This window comes from Gilliamella sp. wkB7 (assembly GCF_001693435.1).
Taxonomy (GTDB): Bacteria; Pseudomonadota; Gammaproteobacteria; order Enterobacterales; family Orbaceae; genus Gilliamella; species Gilliamella apicola_N.
On the sequence record NZ_CM004509.1, the window covers coordinates 2,244,894 to 2,271,409 of the forward strand.

The 26,516-nt window shown below is 34.1% G+C and carries 26 protein-coding genes and 1 pseudogene; 16 read left to right on the forward strand and 11 right to left on the reverse strand.

The annotated features are described in order from the left end of the window. Nucleotides 1-182: 182 nt before the first annotated feature. Nucleotides 183-1,130: a ribose-phosphate pyrophosphokinase gene (locus A9G17_RS09880; RefSeq protein ID WP_065738556.1), complete on the forward strand. Its 948-nt coding sequence runs from the start codon at nucleotides 183-185 to the stop codon at nucleotides 1,128-1,130. Between the two features lie 76 nt (nucleotides 1,131-1,206). Continuing rightward, nucleotides 1,207-1,791, forward strand: a complete 585-nt coding sequence (gene pth / locus A9G17_RS09885) for an aminoacyl-tRNA hydrolase (protein WP_065738557.1) — start codon at nucleotides 1,207-1,209, stop codon at nucleotides 1,789-1,791. Nucleotides 1,792-1,889: 98 nt separating this feature from the next. Here pth and A9G17_RS09890 read toward each other — a convergent pair whose 3' ends face one another. From A9G17_RS09890 to A9G17_RS09900, 3 genes are all read right to left on the reverse strand, one after another. After that, nucleotides 1,890-2,357: a DUF3597 domain-containing protein gene (locus tag A9G17_RS09890; RefSeq protein WP_065738558.1), complete on the reverse strand. Its 468-nt coding sequence runs from the start codon at nucleotides 2,355-2,357 to the stop codon at nucleotides 1,890-1,892. A 586-nt stretch (nucleotides 2,358-2,943) separates the two neighbouring features. After that, nucleotides 2,944-4,125, reverse strand: coding sequence for a mannonate dehydratase (gene uxuA, locus A9G17_RS09895; protein WP_065738559.1), 1,182 nt, complete (start codon nucleotides 4,123-4,125; stop codon nucleotides 2,944-2,946). Nucleotides 4,126-4,202: 77 nt separating this feature from the next. Further along, entirely contained in the window at nucleotides 4,203-4,964 is a 762-nt protein-coding gene (locus A9G17_RS09900) for a GntR family transcriptional regulator (protein ID WP_065738560.1), read from the reverse strand. Between the two features lie 279 nt (nucleotides 4,965-5,243). Here A9G17_RS09900 and A9G17_RS09905 point away from each other — a divergent pair, with 279 nt between their 5' ends. The 6 genes from A9G17_RS09905 to rpmE all read left to right on the forward strand — a co-directional run bounded on the left by A9G17_RS09905 (nucleotide 5,244) and on the right by rpmE (nucleotide 11,430). Then, a complete protein-coding gene (locus tag A9G17_RS09905; RefSeq protein WP_065738561.1) occupies nucleotides 5,244-6,713 on the forward strand; it encodes a mannitol dehydrogenase family protein in 1,470 nt (489 codons plus the stop codon). A gap of 826 nt (nucleotides 6,714-7,539) precedes the next feature. Beyond that, a complete protein-coding gene (locus A9G17_RS09910) occupies nucleotides 7,540-7,980 on the forward strand; it encodes a DUF721 domain-containing protein (RefSeq protein WP_172397820.1) in 441 nt (146 codons plus the stop codon). A 60-nt stretch (nucleotides 7,981-8,040) separates the two neighbouring features. Then, complete coding sequence (locus tag A9G17_RS09915; RefSeq protein WP_065738563.1) at nucleotides 8,041-8,445, forward strand: Z-ring associated ZapG family protein; 405 nt, start codon at nucleotides 8,041-8,043, stop codon at nucleotides 8,443-8,445. 79 nt (nucleotides 8,446-8,524) lie between these two features. Then, the gene (locus tag A9G17_RS09920) at nucleotides 8,525-9,901 is read left to right on the forward strand and encodes a Do family serine endopeptidase (RefSeq protein ID WP_065738564.1); all 1,377 of its coding nucleotides are present in this window, start codon (nucleotides 8,525-8,527) and stop codon (nucleotides 9,899-9,901) included. A 117-nt stretch (nucleotides 9,902-10,018) separates the two neighbouring features. Further along, the gene (gene degS, locus A9G17_RS09925; protein ID WP_065738565.1) at nucleotides 10,019-11,071 is read left to right on the forward strand and encodes an outer membrane-stress sensor serine endopeptidase DegS; all 1,053 of its coding nucleotides are present in this window, start codon (nucleotides 10,019-10,021) and stop codon (nucleotides 11,069-11,071) included. 143 nt (nucleotides 11,072-11,214) lie between these two features. Then, the gene (rpmE, locus tag A9G17_RS09930; protein WP_034883381.1) at nucleotides 11,215-11,430 is read left to right on the forward strand and encodes a 50S ribosomal protein L31; all 216 of its coding nucleotides are present in this window, start codon (nucleotides 11,215-11,217) and stop codon (nucleotides 11,428-11,430) included. Nucleotides 11,431-11,537: 107 nt separating this feature from the next. Here rpmE and metJ read toward each other — a convergent pair whose 3' ends face one another. Then, entirely contained in the window at nucleotides 11,538-11,855 is a 318-nt protein-coding gene (metJ, locus tag A9G17_RS09935; protein WP_065738566.1) for a met regulon transcriptional regulator MetJ, read from the reverse strand. A gap of 178 nt (nucleotides 11,856-12,033) precedes the next feature. Between metJ and metB the strand changes: the two genes are divergently transcribed. Continuing rightward, nucleotides 12,034-13,200 (forward strand): cystathionine gamma-synthase, encoded by a 1,167-nt coding sequence (metB, locus tag A9G17_RS09940; RefSeq protein ID WP_065738567.1) that lies wholly within the window; start codon nucleotides 12,034-12,036, stop codon nucleotides 13,198-13,200. Between the two features lie 82 nt (nucleotides 13,201-13,282). On the opposite strand, the gene citX is transcribed toward metB, so the two are convergent. The 7 genes and pseudogenes from citX to A9G17_RS09975 form a co-directional block, all read right to left on the reverse strand. After that, nucleotides 13,283-13,828, reverse strand: coding sequence for a citrate lyase holo-[acyl-carrier protein] synthase (gene citX / locus A9G17_RS09945; RefSeq protein WP_065738568.1), 546 nt, complete (start codon nucleotides 13,826-13,828; stop codon nucleotides 13,283-13,285). Nucleotides 13,829-13,906: 78 nt separating this feature from the next. Beyond that, nucleotides 13,907-15,436: a citrate lyase subunit alpha gene (citF, locus tag A9G17_RS09950; protein ID WP_081301735.1), complete on the reverse strand. Its 1,530-nt coding sequence runs from the start codon at nucleotides 15,434-15,436 to the stop codon at nucleotides 13,907-13,909. Nucleotides 15,437-15,448: 12 nt separating this feature from the next. Then, a complete protein-coding gene (gene citE / locus A9G17_RS09955; protein ID WP_065738569.1) occupies nucleotides 15,449-16,336 on the reverse strand; it encodes a citrate (pro-3S)-lyase subunit beta in 888 nt (295 codons plus the stop codon). Then, the gene (gene citD / locus A9G17_RS09960; RefSeq protein WP_025316271.1) at nucleotides 16,333-16,623 is read right to left on the reverse strand and encodes a citrate lyase acyl carrier protein; all 291 of its coding nucleotides are present in this window, start codon (nucleotides 16,621-16,623) and stop codon (nucleotides 16,333-16,335) included. Before citD ends, citE begins: the two co-directional genes overlap by 4 nt. 21 nt (nucleotides 16,624-16,644) lie before the next feature. Beyond that, nucleotides 16,645-17,679: a [citrate (pro-3S)-lyase] ligase gene (citC, locus tag A9G17_RS09965; RefSeq protein WP_065738570.1), complete on the reverse strand. Its 1,035-nt coding sequence runs from the start codon at nucleotides 17,677-17,679 to the stop codon at nucleotides 16,645-16,647. A gap of 4 nt (nucleotides 17,680-17,683) precedes the next feature. After that, entirely contained in the window at nucleotides 17,684-18,529 is an 846-nt protein-coding gene (locus tag A9G17_RS09970; protein ID WP_065738571.1) for a fumarylacetoacetate hydrolase family protein, read from the reverse strand. A 93-nt stretch (nucleotides 18,530-18,622) separates the two neighbouring features. Beyond that, nucleotides 18,623-19,918 (reverse strand): annotated as a pseudogene (locus A9G17_RS09975) (2-hydroxycarboxylate transporter family protein); the annotation flags it as partial. Nucleotides 19,919-20,228: 310 nt separating this feature from the next. Here A9G17_RS09975 and A9G17_RS09980 point away from each other — a divergent pair. The 7 genes from A9G17_RS09980 (at nucleotide 20,229) to A9G17_RS10010 (ending at nucleotide 26,510) form a co-directional block, all read left to right on the forward strand. After that, complete coding sequence (locus tag A9G17_RS09980) at nucleotides 20,229-21,818, forward strand: ATP-binding protein (protein ID WP_065738573.1); 1,590 nt, start codon at nucleotides 20,229-20,231, stop codon at nucleotides 21,816-21,818. 17 nt (nucleotides 21,819-21,835) lie between these two features. Continuing rightward, nucleotides 21,836-22,546 (forward strand): response regulator, encoded by a 711-nt coding sequence (locus A9G17_RS09985; RefSeq protein ID WP_065738574.1) that lies wholly within the window; start codon nucleotides 21,836-21,838, stop codon nucleotides 22,544-22,546. A gap of 160 nt (nucleotides 22,547-22,706) precedes the next feature. After that, entirely contained in the window at nucleotides 22,707-23,672 is a 966-nt protein-coding gene (locus A9G17_RS09990; protein WP_065738575.1) for a glutathione S-transferase family protein, read from the forward strand. Nucleotides 23,673-23,695: 23 nt separating this feature from the next. Further along, complete coding sequence (locus tag A9G17_RS09995) at nucleotides 23,696-24,436, forward strand: amino acid ABC transporter permease (RefSeq protein ID WP_065738576.1); 741 nt, start codon at nucleotides 23,696-23,698, stop codon at nucleotides 24,434-24,436. Next, on the forward strand, nucleotides 24,433-25,191 hold the full coding sequence (locus tag A9G17_RS10000; RefSeq protein ID WP_065738577.1) for an amino acid ABC transporter ATP-binding protein: 759 nt from the start codon (nucleotides 24,433-24,435) through the stop codon (nucleotides 25,189-25,191). Before A9G17_RS09995 ends, A9G17_RS10000 begins: the two co-directional genes overlap by 4 nt. A gap of 17 nt (nucleotides 25,192-25,208) precedes the next feature. Next, nucleotides 25,209-25,634, forward strand: coding sequence for a GNAT family N-acetyltransferase (locus A9G17_RS10005; RefSeq protein ID WP_065738578.1), 426 nt, complete (start codon nucleotides 25,209-25,211; stop codon nucleotides 25,632-25,634). A 54-nt stretch (nucleotides 25,635-25,688) separates the two neighbouring features. Continuing rightward, nucleotides 25,689-26,510 carry a transporter substrate-binding domain-containing protein gene (locus tag A9G17_RS10010; protein ID WP_065738579.1) on the forward strand — a complete coding sequence of 274 codons (822 nt, stop codon included), beginning with the start codon at nucleotides 25,689-25,691 and terminating at the stop codon, nucleotides 26,508-26,510. Nucleotides 26,511-26,516: the final 6 nt, after the last annotated feature.

Here is a 26,516-nt window from a genome sequence, read left to right on the forward strand (position 1 = left end):
TTCTCAGCCAAAGTATCTTAAAGGCAAATTTTTTTAATTCGCAATTTTGATATATATATCAAATATTTTTGTTAAATTTTTATATTATGGTTGAGCATGATGGATAAATAATTATATAATTATGGCTCCGATTTAACCGATTACGAATAAAGTAATCATAATAACATGCTTGAGGATTTCTCGTGCCTGATATGAAGCTTTTTGCTGGTAATGCCACACCCGAACTAGCAAAACGTATAGCTAATCGTCTTTATACTTCTCTTGGTGACATTGTCGTAGGCCGTTTTAGTGATGGTGAAGTAAATGTCCAAATTAATGAAAATGTCCGTGGTGAAGATGTTTTTATTATTCAATCAACTTGCGCGCCAACCAATGACAATTTAATGGAATTACTAGTAATGATTGATGCAATGCGTCGTGCATCTGCGGGTCGTATTACTGCTGTTATTCCATATTTTGGTTATGCGAGGCAAGATCGTCGAGTTCGTTCTGCTCGTGTGCCTATTACCGCTAAAGTCGTCGCTGACTTTTTATCAACCGTTGGTGTTGATAGAGTATTGACAGTCGATCTTCATGCTGAACAGATTCAAGGTTTCTTTGATGTGCCTGTTGATAACGTATTTGGTAGTCCAGTTATTTTAGAAGACATGTTGCAACGTGATTTTGAACGCCCAATTGTGGTATCACCTGATATTGGTGGTGTTGTTCGTGCGCGTGCGATTGCAAAACTTTTAAATGATACAGACATGGCCATCATTGACAAACGTCGTCAGCGTGCTAATGAAGCAGAAGTGATGAATATTATTGGTGATGTTGCTGATAGAGATTGTATCTTAGTTGATGATATGATTGATACCGCAGGTACACTTTGTAAAGCGGCCGATGCTTTGAAAGCGCGCGGAGCTAAAAGAGTGTATGCTTATGCAACGCATCCAATTTTTTCAGGCAAAGCCGTCAGTAACATTAAAAACAGTGCTATTGATGAAATTGTTGTTTGTGACACAATTCCATTAACTGCTGAAGTTAAAGCATTGAAAAATGTGCGCCAATTAACTTTATCAGGTATGCTTGCTGAGGCAATTCGTCGCATCAGCAATGAAGAATCAATTTCAGCAATGTTTCATTACTAATTGATTTTAGCATTATGGTTACTAGCCCCTTTTTTGGGGCTTTTTCACTTATAGCAACACATATTATCGAATTATCATGACAACTATTAAACTTATTGTAGGACTTGCTAATCCAGGCAATGAATATGCTGCAACTCGCCATAACGCGGGTGCGTGGTTTGTTGATCAATTGGCAGAACGATATCATCAATCATTAAAAAATGAACCCAAATTTTTTGGTTACAGTTCAAGGATAACTCTTTCTGGTCATGATGTACGTTTATTAGTGCCAACAACCTTTATGAATTTAAGCGGTAAAGCAGTGCAGGCTATGGCTACATTTTATCAGATTAAACCAGAAGAAATTCTTGTTGCACATGATGAACTTGATCTTAATCCAGGTATTGCCAAATTCAAATTTGGTGGCAGCCATGGTGGGCATAATGGTTTGAAAGATATTGCCAGTAAATTAGGTAATAATTTGAATTTTTATCGCTTAAGAATTGGTATCGGTCATCCTGGCGATAAAAATAAAGTGGTAGGCTATGTTTTAAACAAGCCATCTAAATCTGAACAAGAGTTGATTGATAAAGCGATTGATGAGTCAGTGCGTTGTACTGAAATTTTATTATCTGATGGTATTGAAGCTGCGATGAATCGATTGCATGCTTTTAAAGCCTAGTGAATAGGCTTGATGATTATCTGACCGATAACATAGCGTTTTTAATAAAAAATCCACCTATATTAGCAGGTGGATTTGGCGTATTTTTGTCTTCAGTTTTAAGAGAAAAGGTGAGCTACATTCCCGCCTTTTTCTGCAATTTTTTTCATTACAGCTTTAATTAACCATGTATTCATAGCTGCTGTATCATCGGTACTCCCTGTATAATCAAGCTCTTTAGCTAATTTTTTACGCGCATCTAAACTGTTATCTAAGCCTAAAAGTTTTAAAAGATCAACAATTGATGTCTTCCAGTTTAGTTTTTCAGGGAATTTTTTAGCTAAGTCTTCAAGAATTGTCATAACATCAACATTTGATGCAGATGTTTGATTTCCTGTACTTTGTTGATTGGTTTGGTTTTGTTGATTCTGCTGGTTCTGTTGATTTTGATCTTGACTAGTTGATGCTGTATCTTTGTTATTACCAGTAATATTATTGACTTGATTCTTTACAGCATCAGTAACATTACCTACTGCTGCTTGTGCACTTGGAAATATTTTAGAAAAAATACTATTTAAGATACCCATATTACACCTCTTATGTTTAAACTGCTTTTGAAAAGACTGCTTAACGATATAGATGTAGATAATATCGTTATTAATATAACGCGGAATGGGAGGAAAAGTCAAAACAGTAAAATTTTGATAGCATTTTATAATTTAAAACTTAGGTTCATGATTTTCTCTAATCATCTTCAATAATAAGATTATTTTAAATATTACTTAGCATTTTTAATAATTATTTTGCTTTTATACATTCAATTTAACTTTTTTAAATAGTATTTCTATTAAATTGGTTATATTAGTTTTTTAACCATATTATAAAAATAGGCAAATTTAAATATCATAAGATTGATTTGATTATTTGACCGATTAAAATTGTTTATTAAATGCATGATTAAATTTAAATAATTAAATTACTGTTGTAAATTATTATTCGCGCCGTGTTAAATGCCACAGGATCATTACGTGGATTAATACAGCATTTGTATGCAGTATAGAGGATTCTTAATTATATTTATCTAGATGCAATACATAACTAGACTTTATTCATTATTATGTAAAAAAAAACACCCATTTAAAATGAGTGTTTTTTAATACAGAGAAATAGATATTATTCAAAAAATGCACGCTTAATGGCATATTCAATACCACGAATTTCTGCTAAACCGCGTAAGCGACCTATACACGAATAACCTGGATTGGTTTTCTTTTTAAGATCATCTAACATTTGGTGTCCATGATCTGGACGAACGGGAATAGAACGTTTAATTCCTGCTTTTTTACGGCGCTGTTCTTCAGTAACGAGTGCTTTGATTACTGCATACATATCCACATCACCACCTAAATGGTCACCTTCGTGGAAAGAAAGTGGATTTTGTTCGCGAACCGTTGCACGTAAGTGAATAAAATGAACACGGTCAGCAAATTTTTCAGCCATTATGGCTAAATCATTATCATCTCGCACACCGTAAGAACCAGTGCAAAAGCAAAATCCATTATGAATACTATCTACCGTATCTTTTATCCATTGCATATCTTCGATGGTTGACACAATACGCGGTAAACCTAAAATTGGTCGAGGAGGATCATCTGGATGCACCGTTAATACCACACCTACTTCTTCAGCAACGGGGACGATAGCTTTTAAAAAGTAGGCATAATTTTCGCGTAATTTGGCCTTATCGATGCCATCATACGTCGCCAAATGTGCTCTAAATTGTTCCAAAGAATAGCCTTCTTCTGCCCCAGGTAAACCTGCAATGATATTAGCAATTAGTTTGTCTTTATCTGCTTGAGTCATTTTCTCAAAATAAGCTTTTGCTAAATCGATATCTTCTTTTGAGTAATCTTTTTCGGCATTAATTCTTTCTAAAATATAAAGGTCAAATGCAGCAAATGCAGTTTGATCGAAACGTAAAGCTTTTGAACCGTCTGGTAGCTCATAAGCAAGATCGGTGCGAGTCCAATCTAACACAGGCATAAAATTGTAACAAACAGTATCAATGCCACAAGCTGCTAGATTACGAATTGATTGCTGGTAATTTGCGATATGCTGTTTAACCTTTCCTGAATGCGTTTTGATCTCTTCATGAACAGGAATACTTTCAACAACAGACCATATTAATCCTTTTTCTTCAATAATTGCTTTTCGTTTTTGTATTTCTTCAACTGTCCATATTTCGCCATTTGGAATATGGTGCAAAGCTGTAACAATTCCAGTTGCTCCAGCCTGTTTGATATCATCTAGTGATACTGGGTCATTTGGTCCAAACCAACGCATCGTTTGTTCCATATAAATCTCCTCAATGATTTTTATTTACTTAATTTTCTAAACGAAAAGATCTATAAACAATGCTGATTTTTTATTGTCTATTGGTTAACAATACTAACTGGAATAGAATCAAATAAATAACCATCAAAATTTGGATCTTCACTATCAGAAACGGTCATTAATGTTTGTTTAACATTTTCTAAATGTTGCCACATAGCATGGCGTGCACCTATTGCATCTTTTATCTGCAATGCTTGCAGAATTTTTTCATGATCGTAAAGCCACTTTTTTCGATAACTATGATCGGTAATGCGACTGTGTAATTGGTCCCACATTTTGCTGGTAGAACGTTTTTGCCATAAATCATTTAATAAACTTTCAAGTATTGAGTTTTTTGTTGCTTTGGCTATTGCAATATGAAACATCTCATCAGCACTGTAATCATCCAGAATGCCTTGTTCTAACATTTGACGTTCTTGTTCTAAAATAGCTCTAAGCTCTATGATATCGGATTTCAATATTTGTGAAGCTGCAAAAGCGGCAATATTACTTTCAATTAGTTGTCTTGCTTGTAATAATTCAAATGGTCCAAAATCATTTTCTTCTATTTTTTTATCTTGTTCTGACAAAGTTTCATTTGGTAAACCAATTACATATACACCAGAGCCTTTTTTTACTGTAACTAAATTTTCAAGTTCTAGCATAATGAGTGCTTCGCGCACAACCGTTCTACTTACATTAAATGCGTCAGCGATATCGCGCTCGGGTGGTAACCGATCACCAATTTTATAAGTACCATTTTTTAATAATGATTTCAGCTCATTACCAATTTCTTGATAGAGCCGATTAATCGTTGGCATTATTTTTAATCCCCATTCTAATTTTGGTTATATTGCGTCAACTATAAGTTAATTGTTATGAGTACTATAAGTCAATTATGATTTAACTACGTTTATTTCAATAATTGGTATGCCAATATGTTTTGGTATTATTAAATATTTTCAAAATACTGCATATTAAATAAACCAAAAAATGTGATTTTGATCACAAAAAATGAAAATTGGAGATGAAAAGTTTATCTACAAGTGAAAATATGTCTAACCAATAAAGTATTTAATTTGTTAATTATGGTGAGTAGAATGTTAAATTTATCAAATATCCCACAATCAATCGAACATAAACCTTCCTATGACAGAAAAAAAATGATTTCACGCATAGTCCATTTAGGCTTTGGTGCGTTTCATCGTGCACATCAAGCATTGTTTATGGATCGCTTATTGAATAAAGGAACAAGTGATTGGGGAATTTGTGAGGTTAATATTGTTGGTGGTGAAGAGTTAATTCATGATATTCGTCAGCAAGATCATTTGTATACCGTATTAGAAAAAGGAGCTACAACAAAACAAGCATTTATTATTGGTAGTGTAAAAGAGTCGCTTTTGGCATCTACCGACGGCATTGAGGCAATTTTAGAAAAAATGGCCGATAGTGTGGTAGAAATTGTGTCTTTAACCGTAACCGAAAAAGGTTACTGTATGCGACCAGGTGGTGGTGACTTAGATTTAGATAATCCTCTGATTAAAGCGGATTTAGCCAATCCATCTAAACCTATGTCTGCCCCAGGCGTTATTGTTGAAGCACTTTATAGAAGAATGCAAAGAGGAATAAAACCATTTACGGCATTATCCTGCGATAATATCCCAGAAAATGGAGTTGTTTTGAAAAAAGCGATATTAGGTTTAGCAAAAGCGCGAGATGCGAAATTAGCACAATGGATTGAGGTCAATACAACGTTTCCATGTACAATGGTCGATCGTATTGTGCCTGCAGCAACATCTGAAACTTTAGCAGAGATCACAAATACGTTGGCAGGCATGACTGATCCATGTGGTATTGCCTGTGAACCTTTTATTCAATGGGTTATTGAAGATAATTTTGTTACTGGTCGCCCTAATTGGGATGAAGTTGGGGCTGAGTTTGTCGATAATGTGGTTCCCTATGAAGAGATGAAATTACGTATGCTAAATGGCAGTCATTCTTTTTTAGCTTATCTAGGTTACTTAGCAGGGTATGAACATATTAATGATTGTATGAATGACCACAATTATAAAAAAGCAACACTAGCACTGATGATGCAACAACAAGCACCTACACTGCATGTTCCTTCACAGGTAAATCTATCACAATATGCTGAGCAACTTATTGAAAGATTTAGTAACCCTTCACTGAAACATAGAACTTGGCAGATTGCCATGGATGGTACTCAAAAATTACCACAACGTATGCTTGATTCTGTGCGTTGGCATATTCAAAACAATTCTGATTTTTCATTACTTGCATTAGGCGTAGCCGGTTGGATGCGTTATGTAGGCGGCATGGATGACAATCAAAATGATATTGATATACGCGATCCAATGTTTAGTGAATTAAAAACACTTGTTGACTCAAGTCAAGATGGTCAAGAAAGAGTAACCGCTTTATTGAGTTTGAATGCAGTGTTTGGTGATGATTTATCGAATAATTTGCAGTTCAAAGAACACGTCACCAATCATTATCTTTCTTTAATGCAAAAAGGGGCAAAACAGACAATCTGTGATTTAGTGATTTAAAGTTGTATAACGATCATAACAAACTGTTTAAATGATAATTTTTAACAAATGAATGAATGTTTAAGCAGTATAGATATTAAACAAACCAATTGATCACTTTTCGATTACTTTTAACGTGATAAAAATCAGATTAAATAATTTTTTTGATACTGAAGTAAGATAGAGATCAATTGGTACATCTTCATTATAACTATATATAAATTATGAAATTTTATTATTAACGATTTTTAGAGCGGTAAACCAAAATTCGTAATTTTTTTTGGATGATGAACATTCTAGTTTAGATTGACTCATCCTAAAACTTTCAATTTTTATAAACAAAGTGTCACTGAGAAATTGTTAAAATTGCAACATTAATATGGAATGACAATACTGAGTTCAAAGTGTAGGGTGATAAAACTTATATTTGTTTATGCTTTTCTGTTAATACAAAATTCAGTAAATACAACGATTTTTATTTATAAGTAAAAATAAACATAAGTAAGAGCAAAGTGACAACAATCTTGAAATAAGCTTGTGGCTTTATTAAGTTGCGTGATAGATACTTTATATGAGTAAATAATCCATATAAAAATACTTTTATATTCAATTGGATAATTAATTTATTGGATCTCATATCATTTGATATTTGGACAAAATATCGTAGTGAGATACTATTGTTTTTCAATAAAAAAATAATAAACTGTAAATATCTTTTTTAAGTAAGACTTTTTTATTTAAATAAGGTAAATTAATGCTACTTATTTTGCATGATGTGTAATTCGTTGACTATTATTTTATTCGGAAATAAAGGTAAGTATCAAATATGCGTTATAATGAGCCACAGATGTTAACATCAATTTTGTCTCAACAAACTTGTTTATCCGAGATAAAAGAGAAAACATTTGCATTGAATAAATTGGCTGATGTGATTAATGAGTTATTGCCATCTTTCTTAAGGCAGCAATATAGAATTGCTAATTATCGTCAGGGTGTTCTAATCCTTGAAGTAAGTTCAGCCAGTTGGTTAACCAGATTAAGATACGAACAAAGTAATTTGTTATCTGGAATCCGAAAGCAAATATTACCATCCTTATCTTCAATTCAATATAAAATTAATCCAGACATTTCTAGCCAACATGCAAAAATGATTAATGATTCATCAAAAAGTGTTACAATTAGGCGAGCTTTAAGTCCCCAAAGTGCCACTTATTTGTCTGCTTTGGCAGAAAGTGCACCCGATAAACTAAAAAAGCAATTGATTAAACTTGCTAACCATGCAAAATAAGTAAAATAATTGAACAATAGTGTGTAAAGTTTTATAACGAAAAGATACAAGGAGTGAAATATGGATAAACAGATGATGATTTATCTGGTTATTGGCTTAGTAATTGGTTTTGTTTTAGGTATTATTTTAACGAATATTTTTAGTTCGAAAGGGCGTAAATTTGCACAAGTAAAACGTCAACTTGAGGAAACTGAAGAGCAGTTAAAAGTTCAAAAACAGACAATTGTTAAATATTTTTCACATAGCGCTGAAATATTAGATAACATGGCTAATGATTTTCGTCGTCTTTATCAACATATGGCTGAAAGTTCAGGAAAATTTACTTCAGAAAATGATATGCCAGTTATGGCGTTAGATGCGAATAGTGATACTACTATGAAAAAACAATTCACTCTAAAAAAACAACCAAAAGACTACTCAGATGATCCTTCTGGTTTATTCAAAACTGACGAAAATAAATCCTAATTAATTTTAGTTTTTTTCGCTAGAATTATTTTGTGAAACATTATAGTAAATATTAAATTTTTAAGAACGAGAGAGTTTTATGATTAATAATTCTTTACTAAAACCAAAAAAATTACTTAGTTTAATTGTGTTAGGTTTAAGTCTTTCTTTAGCTACCTTACCAAATGCTTTTGCTGTTTTCCCTTCATTACCAACAGGTGAAGATACTCAGCAACCTAGCTTGGCGCCAATGTTAGAGACAGTATTACCTTCGGTTGTAAGTATTAAGGTTGAAGGAACCGCTCAAATGCAAACTAATATCCCTGAAGAGTTTAGACGATTTTTTGGGTATCCTGATAGTCAATCAAGAACTTTTTCTGGACAAGGTTCTGGTGTCATTATTGACGGTGAAAAAGGTTATATTGTTACTAATAATCATGTTATAGAAAATGCAGATAAAATTACTGTGTCTTTAAACGATGGACGAGAATATAATGCTAAATTAATAGGGAAAGACCCTCAAAGTGATATCGCATTGCTTAAAGTTGAAGAGGCCAAAAAATTAACGGCGATTACTTTAGCCGATTCAGATAAATTACGTGTTGGTGATTATGTTGTTGCAATTGGTAATCCATTTGGAATTGGCCAAACGGTTACATCTGGTATTATTTCTGCACTCGCTCGTAGTGGACTTAATATGAATGGTTTTGAGAATTTTATTCAAACTGATGCTTCAATCAATCGAGGTAATTCGGGTGGGGCTTTAGTTAATTTGAATGGTGAATTAGTCGGAATTAATACCGCCATTATTGCACCTAGCGGTGGTAACGTTGGTATCGGTTTTGCTATACCGAGTAATATGGTGAAAAATTTAACTTCACAACTAATTGAATACGGAGAAGTTAAACGTGGTGTACTTGGTATTAAAGGAAATGAGTTAACTTCAGATATTGCCAAAGCATTTGATTTAGAAGTGCAAAAAGGTGCTTTTGTTAGTGAAGTTCTTGATGATTCTGCCGCTAAAGCAGCAGGTATTAAATCTGGTGACGTGATTGTTTCAATGGATGGTAAGCCAGTTGATAGTTTTGCTGAATTGCGAGCTAAAATTGCAACTACTGGTGCGGGTAGAACTGTACAATTAGGTATAATACGTGACGGTAAAACAATGACCGTTAATGTCAAATTAAAAAATAGTGATGAATCTGCTTCAGAAGCAAAATCACTACATCCAGCTCTTGAAGGCGCAACATTGAGTAATGGTAATGCCAAAGGCCAAAAGGGCGTTTTAATTGAAAGCATTACAAAAAATTCGCCAGCATCTCGATTAAGTTTACAAAAAGGTGATTTAATTACGGGTGTAAATAAACAAAGAATAAATAATATTGCTGATTTGCGTAAAATTATCGATAGTAAACCATCAGCGATTGCGTTAAATATTGTACGTGGCGATAGTCAACTCTATCTTATTTTACGTTAATTGATTGTTTAATTTGATTTCGCCGATAATTTTTATCGGCGAAAAACTTAAATGTTAACCTCTAATTAGATATGTTAAAATCATATCTATTCTACTGCTACCATAGTACTTATACTAATGCTTAAAAAAATTCTATGGCCAATATTGATTGGTACTGTTTTAGCTATCGTATTATTGATTATTTTTCCATCATTACGTAATGGAACTCAATCAAATTTTGCAAACTCCATTTTTAATAATGACCCTATGAGTTATTCATTTGCGGTTAAAACTGCAGCTCCAGCAGTAGTGAATATATACAGTCGTTCAATTAGTTCTGTGCCAAATCGCTCACAAGATAGTGCAATAACGCCATTAGGTTCAGGGGTTATAATGAGCAAACATGGTTATATTATTACTAATTATCATGTGGTAGATGGAGCTGAACAAATCATTGTTGCTTTGCAAGATGGACGAATTTTTGAAGCTTTGTCTGTTGGTTCTGATAAATTAGTTGATATTGCTGTTTTAAAAATTGATGCAAAGAATATCCCAACAATTCACATTAATCCTCAACGCGAACCGAATATTGGCGATGTCGTTTTAGCAATTGGTAATCCTTATAATATTGGGCAAACTATCACTCAAGGTATCATTAGTGCAACGGGTCGAGATGGATTAAGCCCATATAGAAGACAGAATTTTATTCAAACAGATGCTTCAATTAATCATGGTAATTCAGGTGGCGCTTTGGTTAATACAAAAGGCGAATTAATGGGTATTAATACCCTCACTTTTGCAAAAAATATGGGAAATGAAATTCCAGAAGGCATTGGATTTGCAATTCCGACATCTTTGGCCGTTAAAATTATGAATAAATTGATACAGGACGGTAAGGTTATTCGTGGTTATATTGGTATTGATGGGTTAGAGTTTGCGCCAACACAAAATCCAAGTGATTTACCAGTTGTGTTAGGGATTTTAGTGACCAACGCTGAAGGACCTTCGTTACAAGCGGGTGTGCAACCTAATGATATTTTAATTATGGTTGATGGTAAACCGGTTAAATCAATTGTTGAAACAATGGATCAGATTGCAGAGTTGAAACCAGGGATAACCGTCCCCATTGTAGTGTTACGAAATGGAGAAAAGGTTGAATTGCAAGTGGTAATAGGGCAATTGCCTGTTTAATAGGTCTTTTTTATAACTTGATTATTTACTGGTTAAGGCGTATAATTCGCGACCTTATCATGTTTTTTAACACTCGTATGGTGTATAGATTTTGCTTTTATGGCCGTTTATATAGCGATACGAACAAACTTTAGAGGTTTATTATGAAAGAAGGTATCCACCCAGAATATAAAGCAATTAAAGCAACTTGTTCTTGCGGTAATGTTATTAATACTCATTCAACAATTGGTCATGATATTCATCTTGACGTATGTGGTGAGTGTCACCCGTTCTATACAGGTAAACAACGTGATGTTGCAACTGGCGGACGCGTAGATAAATTTAAACAACGTTTTGCTATGGTTGGCGGTAAAAAATAATTTTCCGTAAATTATACAGTCAATATTAAAAAAGGCGCATTATGCGCCTTTTTTGTTTTTTGTCTTAATGAATGATGTTATTCGTCAATAAAAAATATAAATAACACCTATTCATCAATTAAGTCGGGATTGATACCTAAATTACGCATTATTTCCTTAGCTTGGCTAGGGATACCATCTTCACGATCTTTTTGTAAGTCTTCATCGCAAGGTAGCGGTTGACCAGTGTAAGCATGAAGAAACGCTTCACATAATAGCTCACTATTCGTTGCATGGCGTAAATTATGCACTTGTCGACGCGTACGTTCATCAGTCAATATTTTTAATACTTTTAAAGGAATTGATACAGTAATTTTTTTTACTTGCTCACTTTTTTTACCATGCTCAGCATAGGGGCTTATGTATTGGCCGTTCCATTCCATCATATTCTTCACCAAATCACATCACAATTTATAGGGTTAATTTTAACTTTTTTTTTATTTTGCTGCAATCTATACATCGAGATAGTTAGACGTCTAGACATATTGACGTCTTAAATGGTTGTGCTATTCTTGTACATGAAAGTTATTTGTAATAAATAAAATACAATCTAGGGATGTTATTATGGCTAGCCAATCTAAAAATTTAAGCCAAGGCACTATTGCTGTCCGAGGTGGAATTAATACTGATGATCAATATGGGAGTGTCGTCCCGGTCATTACCCCGTCAACGTGTTACCGTTATAAAGAATTTGCAACAGCAAGAGAGTTTGATTATGCGCGCAAAGCAAATCCAAGCAGACGATTCGTTGAGGAAACGGTCGCCAAGTTGGAAGGAGGGGCGGATGCCATTCTTACTAACTGTGGTATGTCTGCAATTCATCTTGTCAGTGTCGCACTATTAACACCCGATGACTTGGTGGTTGCTCCCCATGATTGTTATGGTGGTAGCTATCGTCTTTTTAATAGTTTAAGTCAACGTGGTTATTTCAAAGCAAAATTTGTTGATCAATCCGATCCAATTGCATTAAAAGAAGCTTTAAGTTTACGTCCAAAATTAGTATTGATTGAAACGCCAAGTAATCCATTACTTCGAGTTGTTGATATTCAAGAAATATCTCAACAAGCACACGATGTCGGGGCACTGGTGTTAGTCGATAACACATTTATGACTCCTATATTGCAAAAACCTATAGAGTTAGGGGCGGATATTGTAACTCATTCATGTACTAAATTTCTTAATGGGCATTCCGATCTTTTAGCGGGTATTTTAGTATTTAAAGACCAACAACTTGCTACAGATGTTTTATGGTGGGCCAATAATATTGGTACGCTCACTTCATCATTTGATAGTTATTTATTATTACGTGGATTAAGAACGCTTGCAGCACGAGTAACTTTACAACAAGCCAATGCGCAAAAAGTCGTTGAGTTTTTAGTTAACCATCCGAAAATTGCTCATGTGTATCATCCATCATTATCGTCTAATCTTGGGCATGAGATTGCCAAAAAACAACAAAAAGGTTTTGGTTCATTGCTAAGTTTTGAATTAGCTGGAGACCCCGAGGTAATGCCTAAATTCTTAAAAGCACTTAATATTATTACGTTAGCTCAATCTCTAGGGGGGGTAGAAAGTCTAATCTGTCATCCAGCAACGATGACTCACTCAGGTATCACTGCTCAAGCACGTAAAACAGCCGGTATTTCAGATCAACTACTTCGTATTTCTGTTGGTTTAGAGGATATCGATGATTTATTGGGTGATTTAGAGCAAGCTTTAGCTGTTATTTAAAATTTTATAGTAATGATAAAGTTTAATTAACAATTAATATGATCTTTCGGATCAATTCTGTTTTTTCAACTTTATCATTATATTAAGATTTATTTTTTTGAAAATTTTCTATTTTTTCTTTAATAGCAACAAAAATCTCATCTAATGAATGTCGTTTTGACCGACCACATATTTTAGCAATATCTTCACAAACTAAACATTGTCGTGGTGCATATTCAAATTGTGAGCGAGAAACACTTTTTTGAGTTATTGGATCAATCACATCTATATCCCATAGACGGCCCAATGGATGTTGGCTTTCAATGTCAATGCAGTATTGTTTGAGTTTTTCAATCGCGCAATCTACCACAAGAATCGCTTCGTAACCTGTTAACTCATGATAGTGCTGTTTTTTAATTAACGGTATATCATTTTTAATAAAAAACTGATGTAACGCGGTGATTGCTTCTTGAAATATATAATTAGCTCCACTACTATTTTTTATTGGACCAGGGATAACTAACGTCAACGATACGAGGGGCTTTTTATAGAGTGAAATAGCTAATAGTTGGTTTTCTACTCGTTTTTCTTTAGCTAGTAGCATTTGCTCAAGACTAATCGGGGTGCCATCATCAAATTTAATTAACATTTTATTCATAATACAGGAATAAGAGCATGGCATTTATTAATGCCATGCTAAGTTTTGTTATGACAGATTCTTGAGTAATTAATCTTTAACTTGACGTACTACATCAATTACTGAACCATCACGGAAATGAACGATACCTACGATTTTATCTTCAAATTCGATTGGTTTTGGTTCACCAGTTAAAGAAACGGCACGTTGATAAAGTTCTTCAATGCTCATTATTGGTAAATTAGCTGCTTTTAAACGTTCAGCAATTTCTGGACGATTTGGATTTACTGCAATACCATGATCAGTAACTAATACATCAACGCTTTCGCCTGGAGTTACCAGCGTGGTTACATTTTTAATTACAGTTGGGATACGGCTACGAATTAATGGAGCAACAATAATTGTTAAGTTTGCTCCCGCAGCTGTATCACAGTGACCTCCAGATGCTCCGCGCATTACGCCATCAGAACCCGTTAATACGTTAACATTGAAATCAAGGTCAATTTCTAAGGCACTTAAAATCACAATGTCCAATTCATCAACACTGGCTCCTTTAGACGCAGGGTTCGCATAAACATTGGTTGAGACTTCAATGTGATCTTTGTTTCTGCTTAAGGATTGTCCTGCAGTACCGTCAAAGCTTTGAGTATCTAATAAACGTTTAACCAACCCTTTTTCGTGTAAATCAACAATACTTGCTGTAATGCCACCTAAGGCAAATGAGGCAGTGATATTTTTAGCACGCATACGATTTTCAAGGAAACGCGTTGCAGCTGTTGAAGAAGCACCAGAACCCGTTTGAATTGAGAAACCATCTTCAAAATAGCCAGAATGTTCAATGACATCAGCCGCATAACGAGCAATCATAAGTTCACGAGGATTGCTTGTGATACGTGCCGCACCCACACTGATTTTAGTTGGGTCACCGACTTCATCAACTTTAACGATATAGTCAACTTGATCTTGACGAATACTTGCAGGGTTATTTGGATAACCGACGATATCTTCTGTTAGTAAAACTACTTTTTTGGCAAACTGGGCATCAACCATTGCATAACCAAGTGCACCACATTGTGATTTACCTGATACACCATTAGCATTACCTTGTTCATCAGCTGTTGATACGGCTAAAAATGCGATATCAATATTAATTTCACCACTTTGGATGAGTTTTACACGTCCACCATGAGAATGAATGTGCACAGGATTATCCATTAAACCGTGTGAAATCGCATCAGCTAATTTTCCACGTAATCCAGAGGTGTAAATTTTAGTGATCACACCAGCTTCAATATGTGGGATTAATGCTGCATTACAACTTAACAATGAACTTGATGCTAAAGTTAGATTTTTAATGCCTAATTTACTAATTGTCTCTACAACTTTATTAATAACCTTATCACCTTCACGGAATGCATGATGGAAAGATATGGTCATACCGTCACGTAATTCACACTTTTTAATGGCTTGTTCAATCGAATCACATAATTTACGAGTATATTTAGACTCATCTTTTAAATATGGTGTTGTTGCATTAGCATCAATAAATGGTGTGATATTTTTAAGATCAGGATGCTGTTTTAATAAATCATCAATTTTTTGGTTTATAGAAGTTGTCATATTTCAATCCTATCAAATTTCTTTACGTACACCGGAGTATTTTGCTAGTTCAATGATTTTTTGAGCACGAGTAATAATTGGTGCATCAATCATTTTGCCATTCAAAGAAACAACTCCAAGCCCCTTTCTTTCACCTTCTTCAGCTGCTTCAACTATTTTTTTAGCATTTTCTACTTCACTAGCAGTAGGTGCATAAGCATTGTGTAATAGCTCAATTTGTCTTGGATTAATCAATGATTTTCCGTTGTATCCTAATTTTTTGATTAGGCTGACTTCTTTTAAGAAACCTTCGTCGTCATTAACATTTGAATAGACAACATCAAAAGCATCAATACCCGCTACACGAGCTGCATGTAAAACAGCGCAACGAGCATAAAATAGTTCGGTACCATCGCCTCTTTCTGTTTGCATATCGACAAGATAGTCAAATGCGGCAAGAGCAATACCTATTAAACGAGGAGATGATTTAGCAATCGATACCGCATTAACCACAGCTTGAGCCGATTCAATTGCTGCCATTAATTTAGTACTACCGACTTCACGACCACATTCTTTTTCAATACGTTCAACGTGAGCTTCAAGTTCATGAATATCTTCGGCACTATTTGTCATTGGTAAACGAACAACATCAACGCCTGCTCGAACTACGGCTTCTAAATCTTTAAGTCCAAATGGTGTATTTAGCGCGTTAATTCTAACAACTGTTTCAATATTATGTTCTTTATAAACAGGCATTTTTAATGTTTGAGCGACTAAAAGTCGTGCTGAATCTTTCTCTTTAATTGAAACCGCATCTTCAAGGTCAAACATGATTGAATCAGGTTTGTATACAAACGATGTTGATAACATTGCGGCATTGGCGCCTGGAAGAAATAACATGCTGCGACGTAATTTTTTCATAGTAATTTACTCCAATCTAAGTTCTCTTCTTCTGCACCGCGTAATACTGCACATTGAATTCTTGCTCTGATAGCACAATCTAAAGCGCCTTTATCATCAATAATAATTAAACCATCAGTTACATTCAGATCATTTAAGGTCTGATTAACAACTGCACGTATTTGATCGCCAAATTGCTTATTAACATCACTATTAATAACAATTTCAATCCCCGTATTTGGCATGACTTTAACTAACAAATCGCTCGATTCGAGAGTCCCAGCCATAGCTTCTTTTTGTATTTTCATTTTTTTACCTTTTAAAACGTATTAAATTTTAAAGTTATCCAAATTAGCCGAAAGATAATCCCATGTTGTTGGGGGAACCAACGTTTTAACCTGTTCATATTGCCCAGTAGCCAGTAGCTTTCTTACTAATGAAGCCGAGACAACACAATTGCTTTCGGTTATACGTTCAACTTCAACAACCGTAATGGCTGGTAGACTACTTACCGTATTATCTTCAAGCCAATAACGCATCGCTTCGTTATAAGCTTTGGTCACTTCATCAATAGGTTCAGTCCCTACAAATCGGTGAGTGATATTGAGAGCTGGTGCAATATAATTTCGGAAAATTAACAGATCGATACCCATATAGGCTTGATCAATTTTTGTCTTATCTTTTAGGAAATAAGTCGGAAATGTTGCTCTAGAAATAATATAGGGTGAGCTTGCATGCACAGTGACATTCTTTATCTGATTTGTGCCATCTTTAACTAGTTTTAAGCGTGTATCAAATGAAAATTGCGAGGCATTTTCATTGACAACAAATACATGTAACCAGTCACATTGACTTGCTGCATATTGTACTAAATATTGATGACCCTTAGTAAAAGGATTGGCATTCATAACAATGCTGCCAATTTTTTTTCCTTCTTTTTTCTGTGCATTAAGTTGTTTACAATATTGCTTTATTCCGACTGGATTGTTTTCCATTAGAACAACTAAATCAGTTATTTCAACAATAGGGTAAAAACCGCATCCTTTGAAGAAATCTATATTTTCAGGCTTAGTGTATAAAAAAAGGTGAAAATAGCCGTTTTCATTGGCATATTTTATGGTTTGATCCATTAAAGTCAGATTTAGTTGATTACCGCGATATTGAGGATCAATAGCAACACATTTAATAATATTTCGATCCATACCAGCACAAGCAATAATTTTATCGTTAATTTTCGCTACCATAAAAAGATTAACTTGCGAGTCTAAATCAAGATCAGATCGAGACAATAATAGCTTAATTTCTTGATAGTCTTGTTCTGATTTAGAAATATTAACGATGGTATAATCAACTAAATCATACATAAAATTACCCTCTTTCTGCTACTACATAATTGGTTAAACGACCAATTCCTGTAATTTCGACTTCAATCTTATCGCCATCTTTCATAAATACTGGAGGGTTACGTTTTTTACCAACGCCACCAGGTGAACCAGTAAGGATGACATCTCCAGGCGATAAACGAGTAAATGTACTAATGTAAGAAATAAGTTCTGGTACAGTGTGCACAAGATTTTTAATACAGTCGTGTTGCATCTCCTGACCATTTAGATAAGTGGTTAAAGATAAAACTGTTGGATCAGGGATTTCATCACTGGTTGTAATACATGGACCAAATGCGCCAGTACTTGGCCAGTTTTTACCTGCTGTAAACCAAGTATATTGCCAGTCACGAATAGACCCATCCATATAGCAGCTGTAGCCAGCTACATGTGATAATGCCTCTTCTGGTTTAATACGAAATCCTTCTTTACCAATAATGATCGCTAATTCACCTTCGTAATCTAACTCGTTAGTGATAGCAGGTTTGATAATATTAGTTTTGTGACCTGTTTGTGAATCTGGAAAACGAACGAATAACGTTGGCGCTGAGCTAGTTTCGTTAAATTCCGCGCGTTTTTCAGCATAATTCATACCAACACATAAAATTTTGTTTGGATTTGGAATAACAGGTAGATAAGTAATGTCTTGTTCATCAATGTCACTTGGTGCATCAAGATAAGTTTTGGCGACAGCAAGTCCTTCAGAATCAGCAAGTAGAGATTTTAAATCGGCATATTTATTACCTAATTTTTCTTTTAAATCAACAATACCATTTTGAGTAAGAAGACCAAAACTTGCTCGACCAGAGACAAGATAACTGACAAGCTTCATGAAAACTCCTTAAAAGCTGTTTTATGCTAAATTTAACTATAAACAAAAGCGAACAACCTTAGTTAAACTAAGGTTGTTCTTTAAAATTTTAATCTAAACTAAGAAATTGCCGAGAATGAGTAATGACACTGATACATTTATTGCACCACCTATACGGGTTGCAATTTGAGCAAATGGCATTAACTCCATACGTTCTGCGGCAGTTAAGATTGCCACGTCACCTGTTCCGCCTTGACCACTTTGACAGCATGAAATAACAGCAGCATCAATCGGATACATACCTAATTTTTTAGCGACAAAGAAACCAGTGGTGACTAAACTAACAACAGTACAAACAATAACAATTAAATTTGTAATGGTGAAAGCTGCAACGATTTTATCCCATGGAGTGATTGCTACACCTACCGCAAATAGAATTGGATAGGTAACAGACGTTTGGAAAAATTTATAAACGACTTGTGAACCACTTAATACTTTCGGTGAAACACCTGATACTAACTTAACAAAAACTGCAGCAAATAACATTCCTACCGGAGCTGGAATACCTGTTAATTTATGACCAATCATACCAATCATATAAAGAATTGCTGCTAATAATACACCTGAAGCAAATGTTGTTACGTCGATAACTGGTTCAGCTTTAGCTGCTTTTTTATCACCCATTAACTCATCATCTTCTGAAGCTGGCAGTAATCGACCATTACCAGTTAAATGCGGGTAAGCTTTACCAAGACGGTTAAGAACACCACCACAAATAATACCTGTTAATCCACCTAGCATAACAATTGGTAATACACGACCAAGTGCTTCACCTTGTTCCATACCTAATATTGATGCATATCCGATTGAAAGAGGAATCGCACCTTCACCAACACCACCTGCCATGATAGGTAATACTAAGAAGAAGAATGTTTCAAATGGAGATAAACCTAGTAAATAACCAACACCAACACCAACTAACATTCCAACGATTTCACCACATACCATCGGTCCGAATATTTTTAAGAATCCTTGAATAAGTGTTCTCTTATCCATATTCATAATACTACCAACGATAATACAACAAATGTATAGATACAAAATGTGTGTATCTTTATAGAATTTTGTTGTTGCTTGGACGACCGGAGTAGGTAAAATACCATAATAAACTAGCGCTGATGGAATAAAGGTTGCACAGATCGCTGCTGCACCCATTTTTCCAACGATTGGTAATCGTTTACCGATTTCACCACATAGGAAACCAAAGAAAGCACAAGTTACCACCATCACAACAATTTCGCTAGGTAATTTACCAGTTACTAACACTTCGGCGAAAATTAGGATACCAGCAATTATAAATAATGGAAGCGGGATTACACCAATTTTATAATTGTCCATAAGCCGCCACCAATTGTACGGCCATCCTGTTTGTTGTTGTTTTACATTGTAAGGCCATTTATCATGTTTTTTTTCATCAGAACTTGATACTGATTCTTCTTCAGTCCGCGTTTTTCCGATTGAATTAAGATCCGCCATATTTTATATTTCTCCAAAAAAATTTGAATTTGTTAGATTGGCGCATATGGTTACAAAATTTTAACCCTAATTTTGTGATTTAAATCATACTTTAAGTGTGGTTTTTATGGTTTTAAAGGCTCTATGTTTTTTAATGCTGTGATAAACTCAATGTCAATAGTCAATTTTCAATGTGAGCGTTATTATGCGAAAAAAAGTACAATTATCTTTTGCGACGAAATTATTTCTGTCTCTTTTGCTTTTTTCGTTAATAATACTCGCGCTTTTACAAAGCTATATATGGAATGCAACTAAAACTACATTGTATCGAAGTTTGGGTGAAAAGGCGCAAGTTCAAGCGAAAGAATTGTCCGTTATTCCGAGTTTAATAAAATATGTTAAAGAAAAAGATACCGTCAATTTAGCTAATTTAGTTAACGATATTTTTGAACAAAGTGATGCCAGTTACATCGTTATTGGCGATGAACAAGCTTATCGTTTATATCATACCTCGAATGATAAGTTACATTCCCCAATGGTAGGTGGAGATAATCAAGAAGTACTGAGCGGAAATAGCAGTATTTCTATTAGCGAAGGTTCGCTAGGTTTAGCACTACGAGGCAAAGCTCCTATTATGGATCAAGGTAAAATAATAGGTATTGTCTCTGTTGGTTATATGATTGATGATATATATGTATTACATATTAACCAATTTATACCCATTATCATTTTTTGTTCCTTACTCTTTTTTGCTTTGTTTGTATTTTCGTTCTTTTTTTCAAAAGCAGTAAAAAAACAGATGTTTAACTTAGAGCCAAAAGCGATTGCTTTGTTGGTTAAAAGTCAAAAATCAATAATGGAATCTATTTTTGAGGGCATTATTGCCATTGATCTTAATTATAAAATTATCAATATCAATCAATCGGCTCGAAACATGTTAGACATTATTGCAAGTGATCAAGAATTGCTTAACCATGATTTACGTTATTTTATCAAATCAACTGATTTTCTTTACGGAAATGAAAATCAGACAAAAGATGTACACGATCATATTTGTTACTTTAATAATATTATTGTTATTGCAAACCGGATTCGTGTGATTGTGGATGATCAAATTCAAGGTTGGGTGATCACTTTTCGTAATTATGATGATATCAATTTATTAAGTATGAAATTAACGCAAGTAACTCAATACATTGATAATTTGCGAGCTTTACGACATGAGCACCTTAATTGGATGGCGACTTTGTCAGGGCTCATCTATATGAAACGTTATGAAGAAGCACAATCTTTTATCACCCTACATTCGGCGGATAATCAAAATTGTTTAGATTTTATTTCTGAGCATTTCAAAATACCGGCTATATGTGGATTATTAATAGGTAAATATTCAAAGTCACATGAAATTGGCTTGAATTTAGTCTTTGACCCTGCATGTCAATTAAGTGCATTACCAGCATTGATTACTGAAACCGAATTTATGTCAGTGCTGGGTAATTTACTTGATAACGCTTTCAATGCGTGCTTAAAAAACAATCAGGGTGATAAAACGATTTATTTGTATCTGAGTGATGCAACGGATGAAATTGTATTAGAAGTAAGCGATCAAGGATGTGGTATAGATGCAAGTATTCGAGAATCAATATTCGAACCCGGCGTAACCTCTCAAGATGCTAAAGAGCATGGTATTGGTTTGCATCTTGTTTCAACCTACATAAAAAAGGCCAATGGTTATATTACATTTGAAGATAATACACCATATGGAACAATTTTTTCAGTTTTTATACCTAAATAATAAAAAGAGGTAAATGCATGAGTGAGCTTAACGAGTATAAAGAAGATGCTATAAAAGTTCTTATTGTAGAAGATGAACCTATTTTAGCAGAATTAAATGCTGAGTTTATTCAAAGAGATACAAAAGTAAAAGTCGTTGGGATCGCGTCAAATTTAGAAGAAGCTAAAATAATGGTTGAAAAGTTAAAACCAACATTAATTTTACTTGATAATTATTTACCTGATGGTAAAGGTATTGAATTATTTGAATACATTATTAATAACAAACTAGATTCTTATGTTATTTTTATCACTGCAGCAAGTGATATGGATACGTGCAGTAAAGCTATACGTTTTGGTGCTTTTGATTATTTAATTAAACCTGTATCTTACCAACGTTTAAAACATTCACTTGAGCGTTTTGAACTTTTCTTATATCGTCAAAGTTTACAAAAACATGTCAATCAAAGACGCATTGATGAACTGTTTAATTTGCAAACTAAGGATTTTGTTGATATCAATCGCCATTCTAAAGGAATTGAAGAGATTACTTTACAAAAAGTTAAAGATCTATTTATGCAGACAGATGAACCGCAAACGGTCGATCAAATAGTAGAAAAAGCAAATATTAGCAAAACTACTGCCAGACGATATTTAGAATATTGTGTCCAAACTAAATTATTAATCGTTGAACTTAATCACGGTAAAATAGGTCGTCCTGAAAGACTCTATAAACGATTAGGAAAGTAATTATTTCTGCACAGTTAATACGTTAATCCTGTTTTATATAATTTATGATTATATAAATATGCTTATTCGTTATTTTAACCGCTAAATATTTGATGCTAGATTGAATAAATCCAACTGTTGGAAAGTTTCAACTGCAGCACCAAATATTAGGAGTAAGCGTATGTCTATAGGAAAAGTAGTCACTACAGAAAATAATGAAATAAACCAAGATGGCGCCTTTGTACGTCAAACTAACCGATTCGACACTCCATTTGGTAGTGAACCAGGTTTATTACCGGTAGAATCAGGTCGTTATCGTTTAATTTGGGCGGCAATTTGTCCTTGGGCTCATCGTCAGATGATCGCGATTAAATTATTGGGTTTAGAGGATGTCATTAGTGTTGGTAAAGTTTCCCCTATCCGCACACCCCATGGCTGGGAATTTTCGCTCGATCCTAATGGTGTTGATCCTGTTTTAGGTATTCGCTATTTACCAGAGATTTACGCTAAAACAGATCCAGAATACAGTGGACGAGCAACCGTTCCTACCGTAGTTGATGTAAAAACCGGCAAAGTGGTTAACAATGATTATTTTAGATTGACCAACTATTGGGAAACCGTATTTAAACCTTTTCACAAAGCTGGTGCACCTGATCTTTATCCTGAACATTTACGTACTGAAATTGATGAATTGAATGATGTCATATTTCATGAAGTAAATAATGGTGTATATAAAGCTGGATTTGCCCGGACACAAAAAGCCTATGAACATGCTTATCATCTTGTTTTTAATCAATTAGATCAATTAGAACAACGATTAAGTCAATCCCGTTATCTTTTTGGCGATAAAATTACCGATTCCGATATTCGCTTATATGTTACGCTAGCCCGATTTGATGTTGCCTATTATTCTGCTTTTAATACCAATCGAAATAGAATTATCGACTATCCTAATTTATGGGGATATGCGCGAGATCTCTATCAAATACCTGCATTTGGTGAGACCACTGATTTTGATGCGATAAAAAAAGGTTATTTCTTAGGTAATAATGCTCACAATCCTTATGATATCTTGCCTTTAGGGCCAGATACGAGTAATTGGAAAACGCCACATAATCGAGATAAACAATTTAGCTCAGTTAACTAACTTTATTATTGGGATAGATGCGGATGCCAAATATAATTGATTTTGGATTGATTTTTACCCAAATACCCACATTGCTCGCTTATTTGCCAGTAACGCTTTTTATTACGATTTTTTCGATGTTACTTGGCGTAATATTGGGTTTAATTATTGCAGTAATTAAAATGAATAAAATACCGGTTTTAACACAAATTGCTGCGGTATTTGTTTCATTTATAAGAGGAACGCCATTGTTGGTACAGCTTTATCTGAGCTTTTATGGAATTCCAATTTTATTACGTTATATTAATTATTTTTATGATACAAATTTCAATATGAATGGATTACCACCCATGTTATTTGTATTGATTGCTTTCTCTTTTAACGAAGCTGCCTATAATTCTGAAACAATTCGCGCGGCATTACAATCGGTAAATAAAGGGCAAATTGAAGCAGCACAGTCATTAGGAATGACCTATGGTCAGTTATTACGTCGAATTGTTATTCCAGAAGCTTTCATTGTGGCGCTACCTAATTTAGGAAATACTTTAATTGGCTTACTCAAAGGTACTTCACTTGCTTTTGTTTGTTCCGTTACCGAAATGACCGGGAGGGGTAAAACATTGGCGGGTCATAGCTATCGCTATTTTGAGGTTTATATCTCACTTGCATTAATTTATTGGGCATTAACCATATTAATTGAGTTACTTGTTAAATATTTAGAAAAGCGATTGACGATAAGCGACGATAAAAATACGCCCAGTTACCGAAAAGGAAAATGGTTATGATTCATGTTAATAATTTAACGTTATCTTTTCACGGTAATTGTATTTTGGACAGCATCAATCTTCATATTCAACCTCATGAAATTGTTGCCATTATAGGAGCATCAGGAGCGGGAAAATCAACATTTCTACGTTGTCTTAATTTATTAGAGAAACCACAATCAGGTAATATTAGTATTGATAAGCTATCGTTTGATGTAAGCAAATTTAAACGAGATCAAATTGTTAAATTTCGCCAGCAAACCGCTATGGTTTTTCAGCAATTTAACCTTTTTCCTCAAAAAAATGCATTAGAAAATGTGATGGAAGGATTAGTAATTGTAAAAAAATATCCTAAAGAAAAAGCCAAACAGATTGCGTATGAAAAATTAGTTGAAGTTGGTCTTGCTGATAGAATTGATCACTATCCTAAACAACTTTCAGGCGGCCAACAACAACGAGTGGCTATTGCTAGGGCATTAGCGATGAACCCTAAAGTTTTATTACTTGATGAACCGACTTCTGCATTAGATCCTGAGCTAGTTGGTGAGGTATTAGCAACAATAAAAATGGCTGCTAAATCAGGTATAACGATGATTCTAGTTTCTCATGAAATGAGTTTTGTACATGATATTGCAACACGAGTTTTATTTTTAGATAAAGGACAGATTATTGAAGATGGTTCGCCTGATAAAGTATTTCTAAATCCTGTTCAACAAAGAACAAGAGATTTTCTATCCAGATATTATTCTGCTATGCAAATGGATTATGAAATTTAATCAGTTAAGAGGTCGTAATGGATATTACTATTCAACAACACTGTGAGGATATAAATTGGCAGGAAGTTGCTGATTTACTGAAATTTTATGGATTAAGCACCTTAGATGCTAAAACACAAGAACAGGTATTTCGAAATAGTTATGCAGTGGTATTTTTATTAGATAATAATCGTGTTGTCGGTGTGGGGCGAGCATTATCAGACGGTATTTGTCAGGCGGCAATATATAACATTGCCTTAGCTAAATACTTACATGGACAGCAATATGGTAGGTTAATTGTCGATAAACTTATTGAGCAAGTTAAGGATTGTAATATTATTCTTTATACCCATCCTCAAACAGTTGAGTTTTATAAAAATTTAGGTTTTGACCTGATGAAAACAGGCATGGCGATATATCAAAAAGATCATCGTCATGAAATGAAAGAAATGGGATTTATTTAATATAACCCACTTAACTATAGGTTTAACAATATCAAACTAAAGAGGATTTGTGTTATGAATTTAAAAAAATGGTATGGTTTTTTGTTTTTAGCAACTTTGTGTTTAACGGGTTGTGATGATCAAAATAACAATACTGAAAGTTCTAAAAAACAACAGATAACTATTGCAACATCAGGCGCACCAAGTCCTTTTACAACAATAAATGATGAGGGTGATTTAACGGGTTATGATATAGATGTTGTTAAGGCTATATTTGCAAAATTACCACAATATGAAATTAATTTCGAAATAACTGAGTTTCCATCGGTGCTTGCTGGACTTGATTCACAACGTTATCAAGTTGGTGCCAATAATTATGCAATGAATGAGAAACGTAAGGAAAAGTATTTTTATTCAGCTCCCATTTTTAAAAATCAATATGTTATCGCTGTAGCTAAAAACAATAATAACATCAATAGTTTTCATGATCTAAATGGAATGTCGACAGAGGTAACACCAGGACTAAATTATGCCACTGCTTTAGAAACTTATAATCAGCAAAACGCAAATAATCCTGTAAAAATCGTTTACAGTGAAGCCGACCTATTACCTGTTTTACAGCATGTTGAAAGTGGCCAATATGATTTTCAATTAATTGATAAAGTGATGCTTTCTCAATTTATTAGTGAACATCATCTTAATCTTAAAATAATTGAACTCAGTAAAGAAGATGAAGATCGCATTGCTTCACCGTTTAGTTATCTTTTAATTAGTAAAAGTGCAAAAGGCGAACAATTGACTCAGGATATTAATGACGGTATTCAAAAAATTATTAGCAGTGGTGAACTTTCACAAATTAGTCAACGTTATTTTGGTGCAGATTATTCACCTAAATAATTAATA

What these genes read in the sequence shown, in the direction of transcription:
- pth (WP_065738557.1), top strand. Translation starts at nt 1,207, where the DNA reads ATGACAACTATTAAACTTATTGTAGGACTTGCTAATCCAGGCAATGAA.
- A9G17_RS09890 (WP_065738558.1), bottom strand. Translation starts at nt 2,357, where the DNA reads ATGGGTATCTTAAATAGTATTTTTTCTAAAATATTTCCAAGTGCACAA.
- uxuA (WP_065738559.1), bottom strand. Translation starts at nt 4,125, where the DNA reads ATGGAACAAACGATGCGTTGGTTTGGACCAAATGACCCAGTATCACTA.
- A9G17_RS09900 (WP_065738560.1), bottom strand. Translation starts at nt 4,964, where the DNA reads ATGCCAACGATTAATCGGCTCTATCAAGAAATTGGTAATGAGCTGAAA.
- A9G17_RS09905 (WP_065738561.1), top strand. Translation starts at nt 5,244, where the DNA reads ATGTTAAATTTATCAAATATCCCACAATCAATCGAACATAAACCTTCC.
- A9G17_RS09910 (WP_172397820.1), top strand. Translation starts at nt 7,540, where the DNA reads ATGTTAACATCAATTTTGTCTCAACAAACTTGTTTATCCGAGATAAAA.
- A9G17_RS09915 (WP_065738563.1), top strand. Translation starts at nt 8,041, where the DNA reads ATGGATAAACAGATGATGATTTATCTGGTTATTGGCTTAGTAATTGGT.
- A9G17_RS09920 (WP_065738564.1), top strand. Translation starts at nt 8,525, where the DNA reads ATGATTAATAATTCTTTACTAAAACCAAAAAAATTACTTAGTTTAATT.
- degS (WP_065738565.1), top strand. Translation starts at nt 10,019, where the DNA reads ATGCTTAAAAAAATTCTATGGCCAATATTGATTGGTACTGTTTTAGCT.
- rpmE (WP_034883381.1), top strand. Translation starts at nt 11,215, where the DNA reads ATGAAAGAAGGTATCCACCCAGAATATAAAGCAATTAAAGCAACTTGT.
- metJ (WP_065738566.1), bottom strand. Translation starts at nt 11,855, where the DNA reads ATGATGGAATGGAACGGCCAATACATAAGCCCCTATGCTGAGCATGGT.
- metB (WP_065738567.1), top strand. Translation starts at nt 12,034, where the DNA reads ATGGCTAGCCAATCTAAAAATTTAAGCCAAGGCACTATTGCTGTCCGA.
- citX (WP_065738568.1), bottom strand. Translation starts at nt 13,828, where the DNA reads ATGTTAATTAAATTTGATGATGGCACCCCGATTAGTCTTGAGCAAATG.
- citF (WP_081301735.1), bottom strand. Translation starts at nt 15,436, where the DNA reads ATGACAACTTCTATAAACCAAAAAATTGATGATTTATTAAAACAGCAT.
- citE (WP_065738569.1), bottom strand. Translation starts at nt 16,336, where the DNA reads ATGAAAAAATTACGTCGCAGCATGTTATTTCTTCCAGGCGCCAATGCC.
- citD (WP_025316271.1), bottom strand. Translation starts at nt 16,623, where the DNA reads ATGAAAATACAAAAAGAAGCTATGGCTGGGACTCTCGAATCGAGCGAT.
- citC (WP_065738570.1), bottom strand. Translation starts at nt 17,679, where the DNA reads ATGTATGATTTAGTTGATTATACCATCGTTAATATTTCTAAATCAGAA.
- A9G17_RS09970 (WP_065738571.1), bottom strand. Translation starts at nt 18,529, where the DNA reads ATGAAGCTTGTCAGTTATCTTGTCTCTGGTCGAGCAAGTTTTGGTCTT.
- A9G17_RS09980 (WP_065738573.1), top strand. Translation starts at nt 20,229, where the DNA reads ATGCGAAAAAAAGTACAATTATCTTTTGCGACGAAATTATTTCTGTCT.
- A9G17_RS09985 (WP_065738574.1), top strand. Translation starts at nt 21,836, where the DNA reads ATGAGTGAGCTTAACGAGTATAAAGAAGATGCTATAAAAGTTCTTATT.
- A9G17_RS09990 (WP_065738575.1), top strand. Translation starts at nt 22,707, where the DNA reads ATGTCTATAGGAAAAGTAGTCACTACAGAAAATAATGAAATAAACCAA.
- A9G17_RS09995 (WP_065738576.1), top strand. Translation starts at nt 23,696, where the DNA reads ATGCCAAATATAATTGATTTTGGATTGATTTTTACCCAAATACCCACA.
- A9G17_RS10000 (WP_065738577.1), top strand. Translation starts at nt 24,433, where the DNA reads ATGATTCATGTTAATAATTTAACGTTATCTTTTCACGGTAATTGTATT.
- A9G17_RS10005 (WP_065738578.1), top strand. Translation starts at nt 25,209, where the DNA reads ATGGATATTACTATTCAACAACACTGTGAGGATATAAATTGGCAGGAA.
- A9G17_RS10010 (WP_065738579.1), top strand. Translation starts at nt 25,689, where the DNA reads ATGAATTTAAAAAAATGGTATGGTTTTTTGTTTTTAGCAACTTTGTGT.